The sequence below is a fragment of the Aeromicrobium changchenzhani genome, from assembly GCF_057586615.1.
Map to the genome: position 1 here is coordinate 739,610 of NZ_CM172480.1, position 17,714 is coordinate 757,323.

A 17,714-nucleotide genomic window follows, 5' to 3' on the forward strand; every position below is an offset into this window, starting at 1 on the left:
ATGCGCGACAATTGAACCATGCCTGCTTCCGCCGATTCCGTCCTCGTTGCCGCGACCGAACTCGCTCGCGCGACGGTCCTCGACGCCGCTGGCCACGCCTCGGTGGGCGAGCCACTCGGCGTCACTGACGACGGCGGACGCTTCGCCTCACACCTTTTTGCCTGCACGAAGCCGGGCTATGTCGGCTGGTATTGGGCCGTAAGCATCACGCGTACGCCCGACAGCGATCACGTCACGATTAACGATGTCGTCCTTCTTCCCGGTAGCGAAGCGATCATCGCGCCGGTCTGGACGCCATACAAGGATCGGATCAAGCCGGGCGATCTGAGCCCGGGCGACGTTCTCCCACCCGAGGCTGATGACGTCCGACTGGTGCCGTCTTGGTCCGCTGGTGACGACGATGACAATCCGGCGGACCGCGCTGCAGCCAAAGAGATCGGTATCGGACGGCCACTCGTACTCTCGATCCTCGGTCGTGAGCAGGCCGCCGACCGCTGGTATGACGGTGATCAAGGACCCAACACACCGATCGCCCAACAGGCACCCGGCTTATGCCGAACCTGTGGCTTTCTGGTCCGTATGGCGGGCCCGTTGTCCTTGAACTTCGGTGTATGCGCCAACGCGATGGCCAATGATGACGGCCGAGCGGTCGCCTACGCACATGGGTGTGGTGCACATTCGGGCGCAAAACTCAGCAAATCGGCAGCGCCGCAGGTGTTGACCCCGCCGGTGCACGACACGCTCAGTATCGACGAAATCAACTGATCTCGCGCTCGACTGGAGCGAACCTCAGCGATGGCGGCGGCGCCGACCCGGTGTCATGTGAATCGCGTTGCGGCGGCGTCGACAATATTCGAGCCCGATCAATCCGAGCCCGAAGCCAGCGACGGCGGTCCACATCCACCAGGTCCGGCCGTCAGCTTCAAGATTGCCGAGAAATGGCAGTAGCGCGACGGCGACAACGCCCCAGATTATCGTCCCGACGGTCATGGTGCGAACGCCATCGACATCCATCGGTTGGACTTCGGCGACGCGGTGGGTCGTCTTACCTAATTCGATCTCGGTGAGTTCGGGCCGGCCGAACTCATGCCGCCGAGCAGCGCGCTGAAGCCGTTCCTGCTCGCGATGGCCCATTTTGCGCTCGATCGTCGCAGGCCCGTCCGTGTCGTGGATCTTCCAGTCCTCGTGTTCGCTCACACGATCAGCGTACCTGCCAGGCCGGTGCCGGGCGCATACTGCTTGCTTAATGCTGGCATGCTGAATCGCGATGAATCCCCGCTATCGTCGAGTGCTTATTCCAGGACTGCTGATCGTTCTGGTGGTCGTTGTCGTTCTGACCTCGTTGGCGCGCGCGGCGAGGGGTGCCGAGTCCGATGGTCCGGCGACAGGGACGACGGTCAGTACGATCACCGACCCGCGTGTGGCTGAAGCCAGCGGACTCGCGCTGAGCATTGCGCATCCGGGTCTTGCTTACACGATCAATGACTCCGGCAATGCCCCGATCGTGTATGCGGTGCAGGTCGAGAGCGGGAAAGTTATCGGCGCCACGACCGTCGGCGGTGGCGTGCTGCGGGACACCGAGGCGCTGTCGATCGATCCGGAGGGAAATCTCTGGATCGCCGACACCGGCGACAATTTGGCCAACCGGCAGGATCAAGCGCTCTATTCGCTACCTGAACCAGGGCCCGGCGATCATAGCGTCATGGCGACGCGATACCCCGTGACCTATCCCAGTGGCGCCTCGCACAATGTTGAATCCCTGCTGATCAATCCCCGCAACGGCGACAAATATCTCGTGGGTAAGCAGGGTGCAAAAGCGCCGCTGTTCCGCATCACGGTTGAAGGGACGTCGGCGACAGCGGTTCGAGTCAAGGGTGCGGTGATGCCGGCGATTGCAACCGATGGCGCATTCACTCCCGATGGCCAATTCGCGGTGGTGCGGTCATATTTCGCGATGACTGTCTATGCCGCGAAGACGTGGCAGCTCGTACGCTCGACCGTCCTTCCATTGCAGCGGCAGGGCGAGACCTTGGTCGTTGAGCCAGATGGGACAAGCGTTCTGATCGGCAGCGAGGGCAAGAACTCCCAACTGGTCCGGGTCGCTCTGGACACCTCGGCCGTGAGTAACACCCAGCGAATAACTGCGGACAAAGGCGATGACGGGGCGGGGACAGCGGTTGACAACCACGTCTGGTGGTACGGCGGCGGCGCGCTCGTGGCGGCGATCGCGGTGGGCGCGGTATTGGCGACACGGCGCCGCTGACAGCAGTATAGATCGGGGTTAACGTCATACGTCTGCCCACGTTCTGGCATGCTGACTTGACGACAGCCCCGTACATTTTCCCGCAGGAGAGCCATGTCGTTGACGTTGGACAGTTATTTCAAGATCACCGAGCGGGGGTCATCGGTCGCGAAGGAAATCCGCGGCGGTGTCGTGACCTTCCTGACGATGGCGTACATCATCGTCCTCAACCCGTTGATCCTTGGTTTCGTCAAGGATGCCGACGGAAACTTCCTCGGCGGCGGGCAGGGGCCCGATTTGGCGAAGATCGCGGCGGCCACGGCATTGGTCGCCGGTGTCATGACGATCCTGATGGGTCTTGTCGCAAACTTCCCGCTCGCACTGGCCACTGGGCTCGGGCTGAACGCGTTCCTCGCATACTCGGTCGCCAATCAGATGACCTGGGCCGATGCGATGGGTTTGATCGTCCTTGAAGGGCTGATCATCTTGATATTGGTGCTCACCGGCTTCCGAAAGGCAGTCTTTGATGCGGTCCCGCGTCAACTCAAGACCGCCATCGCAGTCGGCATTGGGCTGTTTATCGCATTGATCGGACTGGTCGATGCAGGCTTCGTTCGCTCAACCGGTAACCCATCGCCGCCGGTCGGTATGGGCATCGGCGGGACGCTCGCCGGCTGGCCGGTTTTGGTCTTCTCACTTGGTTTCCTGCTCATGATGGTTCTGCACGTCAAGAAGGTTCCCGGCGCGATCCTGATCGGTATTGTCGTGACCACGGTGCTCGCGGTCATCGTCGAAGCGATCGTCAAAGTCGGCGTGATTACGGTCAACGCGGACGGCGTTCAGGAGAACCTGACCGGGTGGAGCCTCAACAAGCCCGCACTGCCTGATTCGCTGGTCAAGTTGCCGGACTTCGGTCTGCTCGGACAATTTTCGCTCTTCGGGTCCTTCGAACGAGTTGGCGTCATCAGCGTGTGCCTGTTGGTGTTCACGCTTCTGCTCGCCGACTTCTTCGACACGATGGGCACAATGACAGCGATCGGTGCCGAGGCCGGGCTCAATGATGAGGACGGCACACCGATCGGTGCGCAGCGGATTTTGATCGTGGACTCGATTGCTGCTGCTGCTGGTGGCGCTGCTGGTGTCTCGAGCAACACGTCCTATATCGAGTCGGCCGCCGGCGTCGGCGACGGCGCGCGTACCGGTCTTGCTTCCGTCACGACTGGCGTACTCTTCCTACTTGCGACGATTTTCACGCCGATTGTTGACCACATTCCGAGTGAAGCTGCCGTTCCGGCGCTCGTACTCGTTGGTTTCTTGATGATGAGTCAGGTGGCCGATATCGATTGGCGCGATGATGAGATCGCGCTGCCGGCGTTCCTGACGATTGTGCTCATGCCGTTCACTTACTCGATTTCGGCCGGCATCGGCGCGGGCTTCATCGCGTTCGTCGTGCTGAAAGTGGTCAAGGGCAAGGCCGCGCAGGTCCACCCGATCATGTGGCTGGTTTCGGTGCTGTTCGTGGTCTACTTCGCGATCGAGCCCATCTCGCGCTGGGTCAGCTAACCCAGCGCTGGGGCGGCTCGCAACCATCATGGCTGCGAGCCCGCTCCGCGTTGTAGGTTGGCCGCATGAAGATTTCGCTTGGAACCAAGACGCCTCAGGTGGCCGACAGCGCGTGGATCGCACCGAACGCAACCCTTGTCGGATCGGTTGTCGTCGGTGATGGGGCCAGCATTTGGTATGGCACCGTCCTGCGGGCCGATAACGAACCAATCACGATCGGCGCTGGCTCGAATGTGCAAGACAATTGCGTCTTCCACGTCGACGTAGACAAGCCTGCAACCCTCGGTGCGGGTGTCTCAGTCGGACACGGAGCGATCATCCATGGCGCGACGATTGAGGACAATGTCTTGGTCGGTATGGGGGCGATCATCATGAACGGTGCGATCATCGGCACTGAGTCACTCATCGCCGCGGGTGCGTTGATTCCCGAAGGCGCCGTCATACCCCCGCGTTCACTCGTTGCCGGGGTGCCGGGCAAAGTCCGACGCGAACTCAACGACGACGAGGTCGCAAAGATTTATCACAACGCAGAGACATATGCACGGCATCGCGATCTGCATCGGCAGGGAACCCATCCTGAGTGACTCCTCGGCGCACGTGAGTGACTCGTCAGCGCACGTGAGTGACTCGTCAGCGGGAGTGGGCTACGACGTAGTCGATTGAGCGGGTGAGTTGGGTGATGTCGTCGGGATCGATTGCGGGGAACATCGCGACGCGCAGCTGGTTGCGGCCGAGGCCGCGGTAGCCGCCGACATCAAGGATGCCGTTGTCGCGCAGGGTGGCAACGACCTCGGCAGCGTCGACGCCTTCGAGATCGATCGTGCCGATGACATGCGAGCGCTCGGCCGGATTGGGCACGAAGGGCGTCGCAAATGGCGAAGCCTCCGCCCAGGCGTAGAACCGCGCGGCTGAGTCGGCGGTGCGAGCGCTCGCCCAGTCCAACCCACCTTGCGCATTGAGCCAGCGGACCTGCTGATCGAGCAGGAACAGCGTCGCGAGCGACGGGGTGTTGTAGGTCTGGTCCTTGCGCGAGTTATTGATCGCGGTGACGAAGTCGAAGAACGGTGGAATGTAGCGCTCGCTGGCCCCGATCTCCTCGGCGCGGGCGATCGCGGCGGGGGAGAAGCTAGCAATCCAAAGCCCGCCATCGGAGGCGAATGCCTTCTGTGGGGCAAAGAAATAGACGTCGGTCTGGGCGATGTCGACTGCGAGACCACCGGCCGCGGAGGTTGCGTCGATGATCATGAGCGCACCATCATCGGCGCCGGCAACTCGTTCGACCGGGGCCATGACACCCGTCGACGTTTCGTTATGCGCCCACACGTATGCATCGATGCCGGCTTCGGCGACCGCGACCGGGTGGGTGTTGAAATCGCTCTCGAGGACCGAAGGGTCGGCGAGAAATGGTGCTGCCTTGACCGACTTGGCGAACTTCGAGCTGAACTCGCCGTGGACGAGATGTTGGCTTCGTGACCGTATGAGCCCGAAGGTCGCGGCGTCGAAGAACGCGGTCGCGCCGCCTACACCGAGGACGACCTCGTAATCGCTCGGAAGCGACAGCAGATCGGCGATTCCCGAACGTACATTGCCGACCAGGTCTTTAACCGGCTTCTGCCGGTGGGAGGTGCCCATCAGCGCGGTGCCGGAAGCGGCCAGCGCATCGAGAGCCTCAACGCGTACCTTCGACGGTCCTGATCCGAATCGACCGTCGGTTGGCAGTAACTCTGCAGGAATCTTCACGGGTACAGTTTGGCAGGTCGCTCGATGTGCACTGAGTCACGTTCCTCACACCTTGTGGCAGAGCGGTGGTGATACTCCGTACGATGCGTGTCATGGCAACAGATTCTTCGGCGCCCAAAGTGGCGCTCGCAACCGGCAGCCCGCACACGGTTGCCGAGTGGGAGAAAGCGACCGCAGCGGTACTGCGCAAGTCGCGTTTACTCTCCGACGATGCTCCCGATCATGATGTATGGGACAAACTGGCAAGACGGACATTGGACGGAATTGCCGTGCCGGCATTGGGCACCGCAGCGCTCACCGCGGACCTGCCGGCGACCGGGCTGCCGGGTCAGGCGCCCTACACCCGCGGCACGACGGCGGTTCGAGAGCTGCAGGCGTGGGACATTCGCAGCCAGTTCGCTGATCCAGATGGCAAACTCACTGCCGAACACGTTCTTGGTGATCTCGAAAACGGTGTGAACTCGCTATGGCTCGAAATCGGTCCCGACGCGATCGCCCTTGACGACGTCCCCCGAATCCTCGACAAAGTGTTGCTCGATCTGGCTCCGGTGGTGCTGTCGGCGCCGCATGATCCGCTGGCTGCTGCCCGCCGGTACGCCGAGACTGTCAAGGCCATGGACATCGAACCGCACCCACACTCCAACCTGGGTGCTGACCCAATCGGCAACTCGCTGCGCGCCCGAGGCGAGACGTCGACCGATATCGTCAGCCAAATTGCCGACATCGCGATGGCGCTCAAAATTCGTGCCATTGTGGTCGATGGGACAGCTGTTCATGACACTGGCGGCTCCGATGTGCAGGAGCTTGCCTATTCGCTTGCCGCCGGCGCTGCCTACCTGCGGCTTCTTATCGCGGCCGGACATAGCGTCGACGAGGCCGCGAATCTTCTTGAGTTCCGCTATGTGGCAACTGACGAACAGTTTCCGACGATCGCAAAATTCCGTGCTGCGCGCCGGCTCTGGCATCGCGTCGCCGAACTCAGCGGCGTCAGCGAAGCCGCACGGGGTCAACTCCAACACGGTGTGACGTCGCGCCCGATGATGAGCAAGTACGCGCCGCAGGTCAACCTGTTGCGCACAACGCTCGCCGCATTCGCTGCTGGCGTCGGTGGGGCCACCTCGGTGACAGTGCTCCCGTTCGATACCGTGCTTGGTCTGCCGGAGGCATTCAGCCGTCGCATCGCCCGCAATACGTCATCGCTCCTGATCGCCGAGGCGCATGTCGCCAAAGTCACCGATCCTGCGGGCGGCTCCTATTCGGTGGAGAAGCTGACTGACGATCTTGCTCGTGCTGCGTGGGCGGAGTTCGGCGCGATCGAAGCGGCCGGTGGTATCGCCGCTGTCATCGCCGACGGCAGTCTCATGACCCGCATTGCGGCAACGGCCGAGGAACGCAAACAGCAGATCGCAACCCGCAAACGCCCATTGACTGCGGTCACCGAATTCCCCATTCTGAATGAAGTTTTGCCCGAGCGTCGGCCGTATCCCGATGGGGTTCTCGAGGTCGTCCGTTATGGTGCCGACTTTGAGGCGCTTCGTGATGAGCCCGCCGCGACGACGGTGTTTTTAGCAACGCTCGGTTCGGTCGCCTCGTTCACCGCACGGGTGTCCTTCATGGCCAACCTGCTCGCCGCTGGCGGCATCGACACGACGTTAGCTGGGGCGACAACCGATGTGGCTGAGCTACTCGCGGCCTATGACGGCTCGCCGGTGGTATGCCTTGCCGGCGCCGATTCTACCTACGCCGAATGGGGTGCCGCCGCAATCGACGCGCTCCGTACGGCCGGAGCCCATTGGATCATCCTCGCCGGCAAGCCGCGCGACCTTACGGTCGACGATTCGGCTGCGATGGGTGTGGACGCACTCGCCTTCCTGCAGCGCACCCGAGAGAAGTTGAGCAAATGACAGTCCCCGAAAGCTTTGCCGGATTGCCACTCGATCCCGAACAGCCCTATACAGCCGACCCGGTAGCATTCGCCGCGGCAACTGATGACGCCGAATCGTGGGCAGCGCCCGAAGGTATTGAGATCAAGGGGCTTTATGGCGCCGAGGATCTCGACGGCCTCGACGCGCTCGACACCTACCCAGGGCTCGCGCCATTTCTGCGTGGACCGTATCCGGCGATGTACGCAACTCAGCCGTGGACGATCCGCCAGTATGCGGGCTTCTCGACCGCGGAGGAATCCAATGCGTTCTATCGGCGCAACCTCAAAGCAGGCCAGAAGGGTCTGAGCGTCGCTTTCGACCTCGCCACGCACCGCGGCTATGACTCGGACAATCCGCGGGTCGTCGGCGATGTCGGTATGGCCGGCGTCGCGATCGACTCGATCTACGACACCCGCAAACTCTTCGAGGGCATTCCACTCGATCAGATGAGCGTCTCGATGACGATGAACGGCGCCGTGCTGCCGGTGCTGGCGCTCTACATCGTGGCTGCCGAAGAACAGGGTGTTCCGCCGGAGAAGTTGTCCGGGACGATCCAGAACGACATTCTCAAAGAGTTCATGGTCCGCAACACCTACATCTATCCGCCGGCTCCATCGATGCGCATTATCAGCGACATCTTCGCCTATACGGCGGCCAAGATGCCGCGCTACAACTCGATCTCAATCTCCGGCTATCACATCCAAGAGGCCGGAGCGACGAATGATCTCGAGTTGGCTTACACGCTCGCCGATGGCATCGAATACATCCGCGCTGGACTCGATGTCGGCCTCGACATCGACGCCTTCGCCCCGCGACTGAGCTTCTTTTGGGCGATCGGCATGAACTTCTTTATGGAGGTTGCCAAACTACGTGCCGCTCGCGCATTGTGGGCCAAATTGGTTGCCGACTTCGACCCGAAGAATCCGAAATCTTCGAGCCTTCGCACCCACAGCCAAACATCGGGCTGGTCATTGACTGCGCAGGACGTCTACAACAATGTGGGGCGCACCGCGATCGAAGCGATGGCAGCCACCCAAGGGCATACCCAGTCGCTGCACACAAATGCGCTCGATGAGGCCATTGCGCTGCCGACCGACTTCTCGGCCCGAATCGCCCGCAACACTCAGTTGCTGCTGCAGCAAGAGTCGGGCACGACCGAGATTGTCGATCCGTGGGCTGGCTCCTACTACGTGGAGAAGCTGACTCACGATCTCGCTAACCGCGCCTGGGCTCATATCCAGGAGGTCGAGAAGGCCGGCGGCATGGCCAAGGCAATCGAGGCCGGCATTCCCAAGATGCGCATCGAGGAAGCGGCCGCCCGCACCCAAGCCCGCATCGACTCAGGCACGCAGGCAGTCATCGGCGTCAACACCTACCGGCTTGCCGACGAGGACCCCGTCGAGGCCCGCCGAGTAGACAACAAGGCCGTGTATGCCGCGCAGATCGACAAACTCAAGCGGCTGCGTGCCGAGCGCGATCAGACCGAAGTGGATCGAACCCTCGCGGCACTCACCGAAAGCGCGGCGCGTGGGGCCGCGACGGACGGTTCGCTTGACGGAAACCTGCTGGCGTTATCGATCGACGCTGCACGTGCCAAAGCCACGGTCGGCGAAATTTCTGACGCGCTCGAGAAGGTCTATGGCCGGCATAAGGCAGTCATCCGTACGATCTCAGGTGTGTACCGCACCGAAGCCGGACAGGCCGGCAATGTAGCCAAAGCGATCGAAGCCACTGACAAGTTTGAAAAGGCCGAAGGTCGCCGCCCCCGCATCCTGGTTGCCAAGATGGGCCAAGACGGTCACGACCGCGGCCAAAAGGTCATCGTGACAGCGTTCGCGGACATGGGCTTCGACGTTGATGTGGGCCCGTTGTTCTCCACGCCCGAGGAAGTCGCCCAGCAGGCGATTGACGCCGACGTTCACATTGTCGGTGTGTCCTCGCTCGCGGCTGGCCATCTGACGTTGCTGCCGCAACTGAAAGAAAGCCTGGCCGAGCTGGGCCGGCCGGACATCATGGTCGTCATCGGCGGTGTGATCCCGCCCGATGACGTGCAGACGCTCAAAGATATGGGCGCGGCTGCGGTGTTCCCCCCTGGAACTGTTATCGCTGATTCAGCGCTCGGACTGCTCGACCAGTTGACGACGAGCCTGAAGCACTGATGGCTCCCGACGTCGCCCAACTCGTCGAGGGCGTGCGCGCCGGACGACGGGCGGCGATCTCGCAGGCCATCACACTGGTCGAGTCGAGCCGCGCCGATCATCGCGCCGCCGCGCGCGACATGCTGGCCCAATTGACGCCCGATGCGAACGGGACACGGTCAGTTCGCGTCGGCATCTCCGGGGTTCCCGGGGTCGGGAAGTCCACGTTCATCGAGGCGCTGGGGATGCACCTCGTCGGCGATGGCCACAAAGTTGGCGTGCTGGCCGTCGATCCATCGAGTGTACGCACCGGCGGCTCGGTGCTCGGCGATAAGACCCGCATGGTCGAACTTGCGGCAAGCGCGGAGGCCTACATTCGCCCCTCGCCCACCGCAGGCACTCTTGGCGGTGTTGCCCGGGCGACGAGCCAGTCGATCATGATTCTCGAAGCGGCCGGCTTCGATGTCATCTTGATCGAGACGGTCGGCGTCGGACAGTCTGAGGTGACTGTCGCCGGGATGGTCGACACGTTCCTGTTCTTGACGATTGCCCGCACCGGTGACCAGCTGCAGGGCATTAAGAAGGGCATCCTTGAGATCGCTGATGTCATTGCCGTCAACAAGGCCGATGGCGACCGGGCGATTGAGGCCAAGGCGACTGCCAAGGACATGGCGGCAGCTTTGCGTTTGGTCTACGCCGGTCCCCCACGGACTGCGTCCGCGGGAGGTACCCCCACCCGTGGCTGGGTCCCTCCTGTTCTCACCTGTTCGGCGCTCGACGGCACCGACATCGATACCGTGTGGAACCGCGTGATCCGGCACCGGGAGTTTTTGGGCCATCGCGGGCTCACCGACAAGCGTGCAGAGCAACAACTTGAATTCACCTGGGCCCTCGTACGCGACGAGCTTGACCAACGGTTGCGCAACAATGCCGCAGTGATCGCCGTCCGTGCCGAGATTCGTGCCGAGATCTTGGCCGGCGAGTTGCCTGCGGCCGCCGCAGCCGACCGAATCTTGGCCGCATACGACGCGCCCGCCGCAAACTAGTCAAGTTCTGGCTAGTCAAACTTTCGTCGGGGTCGTTGCAAGGGGTCGCCACTGCCGACGTCTTGCTCTAGGATGCCGATAGGAGGGAACAACCGGCGTCTCGGCGCCAGGGGAGTTGTTCCATGCGTTCGAACCGATTTCGGTCCTTGACCATGCTTGCTGTCGCGGTTGCGACCGGCGCGGCGATGGTAGGTGCGGGGCCGGCGACAGCTGCCGAGAGTCCCGCAGTGGCTGACATCAGCTCATCAGCGCAATCGACTGCTGTATCCCACTGGACGCCGCAACGATTGGCTGCTGCACGTCCCGGTGATGAACTTCTACTCGGGCGGACGATCAACGAGCTCCTCGGCGCAGTGGCGGTGGGCGTCCCGCAATTGGTTCAGGGGAGGCAGGCAGGCCTCGATCTCGGCGGCCTACTTGGTAGCGGTGGACTTGGCGGCTTAATGGGCAATGGCGATCTGTTGGGTGGCTTGCTTGGTGGTAGCGCGGCGGCCACCAACGGTGGCCTGTACTCCGGTGGCGGACAGGTAGTCAAGACGACCGGCAAAGTCTTCTTCACGATGGGCGGCGAGGACTTCCAATGCTCGGGGAGTTCGGTCAAGGCAGCGGCCAAGGACCTCGTGGTCACTGCCGGGCACTGCGTCAATCAGGGTCCCGGGGCTTTTGCCACGAATTTCGTCTTCATTCCCGCCTACAACAATGGGAAGGCTCCTTACGGCACGTTCCCGGCACGAAAGCTGACAACGACCAACCAGTTCAAAAAATCCGGTGACCTCAACTACGACGTCGGTATGGTCGCGGTGAACAAGGTCAAAGGGCGTCATCTGAGCGACCGGGTCGGAGCCCAAGGAATCGCCTTCAATCAGGCACGTGGCGCGACAACGTACGCGTTTGGCTACCCGGCTGAAACTCCATATGACGGCTCAAAAATAGCGTGGTGCCACGGCAAGACCGTTGCTGACACCGTCGGCAACAGCCAGGATCAGGGGCTTAACTGCAACCTGACCGGTGGGGCATCGGGCGGCCCATGGTTGATGAAATACAACGAGTCAACCGGGCTTGGCGTCGCGAACTCAGTCAACAGCTTCAAGTACGAGAGCGGCGGCGTGCTGGGGCTCGGCGCACGCAGTGGCGCAGAGATGTATGGGCCGTATTTCGGCAGTGTCGTCCAGTCGTTGTATGCCACCGCCCAGCGCATGTGAGTTGGCCAGTCTGAGCTGGTTGGTTTGGGCGTGGACTTGCCAACCGGGGGGCAGTTACTGCTAATCTCCGATATAGTTCTTTATGACTAGTTGTGAATAGTCGTCAATGACTATGAATTTCATGCCATTGGCGGTCAACGGAATTCAATACGGTGCGGACGTCCTCGGGGGGGACGCCCGCACCGCTGCACGTCAGACGGTCGTGCGGGGGCCTATTTGGCCCAGTCGCTGTTCCAGCCTTCGACCTCATCGGCTGGACGCGGGCCGGGGCCGACATACAGTGACGACGGACGGATCAGACGACCGGTTTGATACTGCTCAAGGATGTGCGCGCTCCAGCCGGCGGTGCGGGCCGAGGTGAACATCGCGGTGAACATGTTGGGCGGAATCTCGGCGAAGTCGAGAACAATCGCGGCCCAGAACTCCACATTGGTTTCCAAGACACGATCGGGACGACGCTCACGGAGTTCCTTGAGCGCGGCCTTCTCGAGCGCTTCAGCAACCTCAGCGCGCGGCGCCATGAGTTCCTTGGCGGTGCGACGGAGCGTGCGCGCACGCGGGTCTTCGGCGCGATAAACGCGGTGCCCAAACCCCATGAGACGTTCGCCCGAGTCGAGCAACTTCTTGACGTACGCGGTGGCGTCGCCGGTCTTCTCAACCTCGTCGATCATGTGCAGGACCCGTGACGGTGCGCCGCCGTGCAGTGGGCCTGACATCGCGCCGACCGCACCGGAAAGGGCGGCAGCGACATCTGCGCCGGTCGAGGCAATGACGCGGCCGGTGAAGGTCGAGGCATTCATCCCGTGCTCAGCGGCCGAGACCAGATAGGCGTCGATTGCCTTAGCGTGTGCGGGGTTGACCTCGCCGCGCCAGCGCATCAACATGCGCCCGATGATGGTGTCGCACTCGTCGATCTGCGATTGCGGAATCATTGGCCGGCTCACGCCGCGGGCGGCCTGTGCGACATAGGAGAGCACCATGACGGCGGTGCGGGCGAGGTTGTCACGGACCTCTTCATCGGTTTCGATGTCGTAGAGCTGGCGCAGGCCCCACGCCGGTGCGGTCAGGGCGATGGCGCTCTGGACGTCGGCGCGGATGTCGCCGGAATGAACCGGGATCGGGAAGGGCTCGGCAGCGGGTAGGCCGGGCTCATATTTTCCGTCAACGAGTAGACCCCATACCTTTTCGAAAGGTACACGGCCGACGAGGTCATCGATGTCGACTCCGCGGTAGCGGAGGGAAGAGCCTTCTTTGTCGGGCTCGGCGATTCGGGATTCGAACGCAATAACGCCTTCAAGGCCATGGTGAACTTCAGTCATGTGCGTCATTCTGCCCTGCGGGCGTTATCGTGTGTTCGTGGACCCAGACTTGGAGCGGATGCGAACGGAGTATGCGCAGGTAGGACTCGTGGAGGCGGCCGCTGGCGACGATCCAGTCGCGTTGTTCGGGCGTTGGCTTGCCGATTCGATCGCTGCCCGGATCCCTGAACCTAATGCCATGGCACTCGCGACGACGACCGCGTCGGGTCTTCCATCGGTCCGGATCGTGCTGCTGAAGGGGCTCGATGAACAGGGGTTGGTGTTTTACACCAACTACAATTCGCGCAAAGGCGGCGAGTTGGAGGCCAACCCGCATGCGGCCGCCGTCATGTTGTGGCACCCCTTGCAACGTCAAGTCAGAGTCGAGGGGCCCGTGACCCGTGTGTCGGACGCCGAATCGGATGCCTATTTCGCATCGCGGGCGCGCGGTTCCCAACTTGGTGCCGTTGCCTCGCCGCAATCCGAGCCGATCATTGGTCGATCCGAGCTGGAGACGCGCTTCGACTTCACCGAAAAACATTTCAGCGGCCGAAACATCGACCGGCCACAACATTGGGGCGGCTACCGCATCGGCCTGCATACGATCGAGTTCTGGCAGGGCCGGTCGAATCGTATGCACGACCGCGTTCGCTTCACTCAGGCCGCGGATGACTGGGCGGTTGAGCGGCTCGCACCCTGATCTGACTGGACCCAGAATGGGCCGGTTCAGCGGAAGACGAAGAAAGCACCGATCAGCGCTGGAACCATTCCCAGCAGCAGCAGCGGAGTCAGCAGCGATCGTTGGTGGGCGATCCGCATGCCCGCAACTGCGATGATCCCGATGACACCAGACATGATGGCCAGACCGATGGCAGATCCGGTGCGGTCCTGCTTAAGTACCGCATGGCTCAGGCCGATCAATCCGCCGACGGGAAATGCGCAAAGTACGAAAATCAGGAGTGAGATGATCCACCGTTGTACCTGGGTCAGTGACATTTCTTGCCGTTGCGGGCTCGGTCGAGTCGTGTCGGGGGAACTCATGACCCCAGCATGACAGCCCGACGAGCCGTGAAAAGTCCGGTCGGCCTGTGCTCCACATTTGCCGAGTGGTATGTACTACGTGCCCCCGACCCCGCCGAGTGGCACGTACATGGGCCGGGGCGGCCCGTTTGAGCCCAGCTACGCACCACTCGGCGGTCTCAGTTAGACCGGACGGGGCGGGGGAGTTTTGGGGGCGGGGGTTTTGGGGGTGTTGGGGGTCGGTTAGCGGAATTTTTCGAGGTCAATCGCGATCCAGATCTGTTCGGCGCGACCAAGCAGTTCACCGTCGAGCGAATACAGCGCAGTGTTGGTGAAGTATTTTCGACCATCTTGTCGCTGCAGGCCACCGACCGAGATGTATGGCGTCTGGGCGACCGGAAGCGTGAGAATCTCTGCGGTCATACGGCCTAGCACAATCGGAGTCTTGGAGAAGTCGGCTGCCCAGCCACCCGGACAGTCGAGCGCAGCCCAGGTGATCGGGACACTTAGCCTGCCGTCAGAGCCACCGAATGCAGCATGGGGCGTCCACGGTGCGGCGACGGTCGTGTCATTGATCGGCCCCGTAAACAGTCGTAGCCCGTCGCCTTCTTCGCGCGCAGTGCCGCAAGTGAAGCAACGATCGAAGGGATGCTTAATGAAACCGCGATAGGCGGCATGGCCTGCGGCGGCCTGCTCGGCGGTCGGACAATCAAGCGGCGCCTCAGCGAACGTCCCGGTGCTCGAGGTGCCGACCACCGCGCCCGCTGCATCGACCAGGCTGACTGATTCGTCATCGGATTGCCAGGTCAGCGGCACATCAAGCGGGGGCGGAACGTTGAGCTGCGAACGACGGACGACGGCGCCGCCTGCCAACTGTTCGGCGATGAGCCCAGAGACATAGCCGCCATTGCCGGAATGGTCTGGCCCGTTGTATTTCCGTTCGATCGTGATCGAGTCCATCACGTCACCGTAACGTCACCGAATCTCCGCAAGTCGACGGAGTGCCTCGTGCCGTTCTTCCGCGTGGTCAACCAGTGGGGGCGGATAGTTGGCCGGCGGTTCGTGCAATAGCCACGGTTCGTGAATTTCTGCGGCAGGCAGGCCAGCAAGTTCGGGCACGAAACGGCGGACGTAGTCACCGTTGGGATCGAACTTCTTGCCCTGAAGCGTCGGGTTGAAAATGCGAAAATATGGCGCAGCGTCGGTGCCGCAACCAGCCACCCATTGCCAGCCGTGCTGGTTCGATGCAAGGTCGGCGTCGACCAAATGTTCGAGAAAGTGGCGAGCGCCATGCTGCCATTCCAGATGAAGATCCTTGACCAGAAAACTGGCCACGATCATCCGCACTCGATTGTGCATCCAGCCCTCTTTCAGCAACTGGCGCATCCCGGCGTCAACAATGGGGAATCCAGTTTGACCTTCTTTCCAGGCGTCGAATTCAAGGCCGGGGGAGTCATAGCGCATCTTTTCGAATGCCGTGTTGTAGTAGCCCCATGCTGTCCAAGAACGATGGAACAGCGCATCCGCATAAAACTCGCGGAAGGCCAGTTCTCGCCGGAATGTTGAATCGTCGGGCCCGAGGTCGGCGAGCAACGTCCGTGGATGAAGCTCGCCGTGAGCGAGTGGGATCGACATACGAGAAGTTCGGTCGATCCCCGGCAGGTCGCGAACTTCGGCATAAATCTCAAGGTCTTCGTCGCGGTACGCCTGCCAGCGTCGTACGGCTGCGAGTTCTCCGGCCGAAGGAAGACCGACTTTATGGGCGGGCTGAAGGTCCGGAAGCGATTCGCCTGCTTCGGGCAACAGCCAGCGAATATCGGTAGCGGCCAACGGCGCCCGCCAACCGTGTTCGAGCCACGCCTTGTAGAACGGGGTGAACACCCGGTAGGGCGAACCATCAGGTTTAGTGATTCGACCCGGCGGAACGGCGTAGGGGCTGCCGGCAACTTCGAGCCGTGCGAGTTCGGCAACCGCAGCATCGCGGGCAATGCCGTAGGGCGTAAAGTCGGCGCTGACGTGAACGGTCGCGTTGTGTGCGGCAGCCAGCGTGGGCACCGCCTGGATCGGGTCTCCGTTGACAACGAGGAGTCCACCGACCGCTTTGTTCAGCGCTTCGAGGCTTGCCTTCCTATAGGCCAATGCTGGCGTCGCTAACCCGCCCCATTCGACGGGGTCGACGACATATATCGGGATCACGGAACAGGAGCCATCGCTAGCGGCCGCGACTAACGCTGGATTATCGGCGAGCCGCAGGTCATGCCTAAACCACATTATCGATCGGGTCACAGCTCCATTCTGCGGGTTGGTTCGAATTAAGTGCGGAGATGGGACAGAATAGGGTTCGTGAGCGACCTCATCGACACCACAGAGATGTACCTCCGCACGGTCTACGAGCTGGAGGAGGAAGGCATTATTCCGCTGCGCGCGCGGATTGCCGAACGTCTTCACCAGAGTGGGCCGACCGTGAGCCAGACCGTTGCGCGGATGGAACGGGACGGATTGTTGAGCGTTGAGGGCGACCGTCACCTGGAGCTTTCGACGAAAGGCCGACAACTCGCCACCCGAGTCATGCGCAAGCACCGGCTGGCCGAGCGGCTGCTGACCGATGTGATCGGTCTCGAGATCGAGTACGTTCACGAAGAGGCCTGCCGCTGGGAACATGTGATGTCCGAGCAGGTTGAACGCCGGATCTTCGACCTTCTGGGCAAGCCAACCCAATCACCCTATGGAAACCCGATCCCGGGACTGTCTGAGTTCGGCAACACTGACGTCGACCAAGACTTCCTTGAGGGGGTCCAACCGCTTGTGCGTGTTGTGCGCGCGGCCGATGAACCGCAGCGCGTCGTGGTTCGCCGGATCAGCGAGCCGTTGCAAACCGACACTGCGGTGATGTCGGTGCTTCGCCGCGTGGGTGTCCTCCCAGGCAACGATATTTTGGCATCGTTAGGGCACGATGGAATCATCGTGGCTCGACAAGGCGAAACAGCGGAGATCGATGCAGATGCCGCCGTGCACATCTTTGTCTCAGCCTGACTCGCCACGACAGACAGCAGAGAAACCCATCGTGAACGGTGCCGGATTCAAAAACTGGCTGACTAACACTGGCTCATTTGTTCTGGGCTGGTTCTTTGTGATCGTGGGCATTCCGCTGCTGCCGCTTCCTGGCCCCGGGATGATTGTGATCGTGGCCGGAATCGCGCTGTTATCGCGGCATTACGTCTGGGCGCAACGGATACTCGATCCATTGCGGAAGAAAGCGATCGACGCGGCGAAAGTCGGCGTCGAAACCTGGCCGCGCATTACGGGAAGTGCGCTGGGCGGCCTATGGCTGTTCGGTCTTGGCGTTTTGTGGTTCGTCAGCCCCGAAATTCCTGAATTCGATGTGATTGGAGTCCATTTCGGTCCGCACCTTCCGTTCGCCGGCTGGGCAGCGGCATTCGGTTTGATAACGTCCGCTGTCGTTGGTTGGGGATTATTGGCTTACAGCGTTAAGCGTTGGCGTTGGGGCGGCTAAAAGCCTACGAATATCGGAATCTGCGG

The 17,714-nt window shown here is 61.9% G+C and carries 17 protein-coding genes; 11 read left to right on the forward strand and 6 right to left on the reverse strand.

Annotation, left to right across the window (positions count from 1 at the left end; all coding sequences use genetic code 11):
- Positions 1 to 18 precede the first annotated feature (18 nt).
- On the forward strand, positions 19 to 765 hold the full coding sequence (locus AC2YB9_RS03830) for a DUF3027 domain-containing protein (protein ID WP_487267435.1): 747 nt from the start codon (positions 19 to 21) through the stop codon (positions 763 to 765).
- 24 nt (positions 766 to 789) lie between these two features.
- Here the strand turns inward: AC2YB9_RS03830 and AC2YB9_RS03835 are convergent, their stop codons facing one another.
- Positions 790 to 1,197 (reverse strand): DUF2530 domain-containing protein, encoded by a 408-nt coding sequence (locus AC2YB9_RS03835; RefSeq protein ID WP_487267436.1) that lies wholly within the window; start codon positions 1,195 to 1,197, stop codon positions 790 to 792.
- Between the two features lie 70 nt (positions 1,198 to 1,267).
- Between AC2YB9_RS03835 and AC2YB9_RS03840 the strand changes: the two genes are divergently transcribed.
- The 3 genes from AC2YB9_RS03840 (at position 1,268) to AC2YB9_RS03850 (ending at position 4,389) form a co-directional block, all read left to right on the forward strand.
- On the forward strand, positions 1,268 to 2,263 hold the full coding sequence (locus tag AC2YB9_RS03840; RefSeq protein ID WP_487267437.1) for a hypothetical protein: 996 nt from the start codon (positions 1,268 to 1,270) through the stop codon (positions 2,261 to 2,263).
- 93 nt (positions 2,264 to 2,356) lie between these two features.
- On the forward strand, positions 2,357 to 3,805 hold the full coding sequence (locus tag AC2YB9_RS03845) for an NCS2 family permease (protein WP_487267438.1): 1,449 nt from the start codon (positions 2,357 to 2,359) through the stop codon (positions 3,803 to 3,805).
- A gap of 65 nt (positions 3,806 to 3,870) precedes the next feature.
- Positions 3,871 to 4,389 carry a gamma carbonic anhydrase family protein gene (locus tag AC2YB9_RS03850; protein ID WP_487267439.1) on the forward strand — a complete coding sequence of 173 codons (519 nt, stop codon included), beginning with the start codon at positions 3,871 to 3,873 and terminating at the stop codon, positions 4,387 to 4,389.
- Between the two features lie 46 nt (positions 4,390 to 4,435).
- Here the strand turns inward: AC2YB9_RS03850 and serC are convergent, their stop codons facing one another.
- Positions 4,436 to 5,545 carry a phosphoserine transaminase gene (gene serC, locus AC2YB9_RS03855; protein ID WP_487267440.1) on the reverse strand — a complete coding sequence of 370 codons (1,110 nt, stop codon included), beginning with the start codon at positions 5,543 to 5,545 and terminating at the stop codon, positions 4,436 to 4,438.
- Positions 5,546 to 5,637: 92 nt separating this feature from the next.
- Here serC and AC2YB9_RS03860 point away from each other — a divergent pair, with 92 nt between their 5' ends.
- The 4 genes from AC2YB9_RS03860 to AC2YB9_RS03875 all read left to right on the forward strand — a co-directional run bounded on the left by AC2YB9_RS03860 (position 5,638) and on the right by AC2YB9_RS03875 (position 11,856).
- The gene (locus AC2YB9_RS03860) at positions 5,638 to 7,449 is read left to right on the forward strand and encodes a methylmalonyl-CoA mutase family protein (protein WP_487267441.1); all 1,812 of its coding nucleotides are present in this window, start codon (positions 5,638 to 5,640) and stop codon (positions 7,447 to 7,449) included.
- Complete coding sequence (scpA, locus tag AC2YB9_RS03865; RefSeq protein ID WP_487267442.1) at positions 7,446 to 9,629, forward strand: methylmalonyl-CoA mutase; 2,184 nt, start codon at positions 7,446 to 7,448, stop codon at positions 9,627 to 9,629. Before AC2YB9_RS03860 ends, scpA begins: the two co-directional genes overlap by 4 nt.
- Entirely contained in the window at positions 9,629 to 10,654 is a 1,026-nt protein-coding gene (meaB, locus tag AC2YB9_RS03870; RefSeq protein WP_487267443.1) for a methylmalonyl Co-A mutase-associated GTPase MeaB, read from the forward strand. Before scpA ends, meaB begins: the two co-directional genes overlap by 1 nt.
- 122 nt (positions 10,655 to 10,776) lie before the next feature.
- Entirely contained in the window at positions 10,777 to 11,856 is a 1,080-nt protein-coding gene (locus AC2YB9_RS03875; protein WP_487267444.1) for a trypsin-like serine peptidase, read from the forward strand.
- 212 nt (positions 11,857 to 12,068) lie between these two features.
- On the opposite strand, the gene AC2YB9_RS03880 is transcribed toward AC2YB9_RS03875, so the two are convergent.
- Positions 12,069 to 13,175, reverse strand: a complete 1,107-nt coding sequence (locus AC2YB9_RS03880) for a citrate synthase 2 (protein WP_487267445.1) — start codon at positions 13,173 to 13,175, stop codon at positions 12,069 to 12,071.
- A gap of 37 nt (positions 13,176 to 13,212) precedes the next feature.
- Between AC2YB9_RS03880 and pdxH the strand changes: the two genes are divergently transcribed.
- A complete protein-coding gene (gene pdxH / locus AC2YB9_RS03885) occupies positions 13,213 to 13,854 on the forward strand; it encodes a pyridoxamine 5'-phosphate oxidase (RefSeq protein WP_487267446.1) in 642 nt (213 codons plus the stop codon).
- A 26-nt stretch (positions 13,855 to 13,880) separates the two neighbouring features.
- Here pdxH and AC2YB9_RS03890 read toward each other — a convergent pair whose 3' ends face one another.
- The 3 genes from AC2YB9_RS03890 to AC2YB9_RS03900 form a co-directional block, all read right to left on the reverse strand.
- Complete coding sequence (locus AC2YB9_RS03890) at positions 13,881 to 14,195, reverse strand: hypothetical protein (RefSeq protein ID WP_487267447.1); 315 nt, start codon at positions 14,193 to 14,195, stop codon at positions 13,881 to 13,883.
- Positions 14,196 to 14,417: 222 nt separating this feature from the next.
- Complete coding sequence (locus AC2YB9_RS03895) at positions 14,418 to 15,134, reverse strand: hypothetical protein (RefSeq protein WP_487267448.1); 717 nt, start codon at positions 15,132 to 15,134, stop codon at positions 14,418 to 14,420.
- 15 nt (positions 15,135 to 15,149) lie between these two features.
- Positions 15,150 to 16,460: a cryptochrome/photolyase family protein gene (locus AC2YB9_RS03900; protein WP_487267449.1), complete on the reverse strand. Its 1,311-nt coding sequence runs from the start codon at positions 16,458 to 16,460 to the stop codon at positions 15,150 to 15,152.
- A gap of 57 nt (positions 16,461 to 16,517) precedes the next feature.
- Here AC2YB9_RS03900 and AC2YB9_RS03905 point away from each other — a divergent pair, with 57 nt between their 5' ends.
- Positions 16,518 to 17,207: an iron-dependent transcriptional repressor DtxR gene (locus tag AC2YB9_RS03905; protein WP_487267450.1), complete on the forward strand. Its 690-nt coding sequence runs from the start codon at positions 16,518 to 16,520 to the stop codon at positions 17,205 to 17,207.
- Between the two features lie 31 nt (positions 17,208 to 17,238).
- A complete protein-coding gene (locus tag AC2YB9_RS03910) occupies positions 17,239 to 17,688 on the forward strand; it encodes a PGPGW domain-containing protein (protein WP_487267451.1) in 450 nt (149 codons plus the stop codon).
- The last annotated feature ends 26 nt before the right edge of the window (positions 17,689 to 17,714 follow it).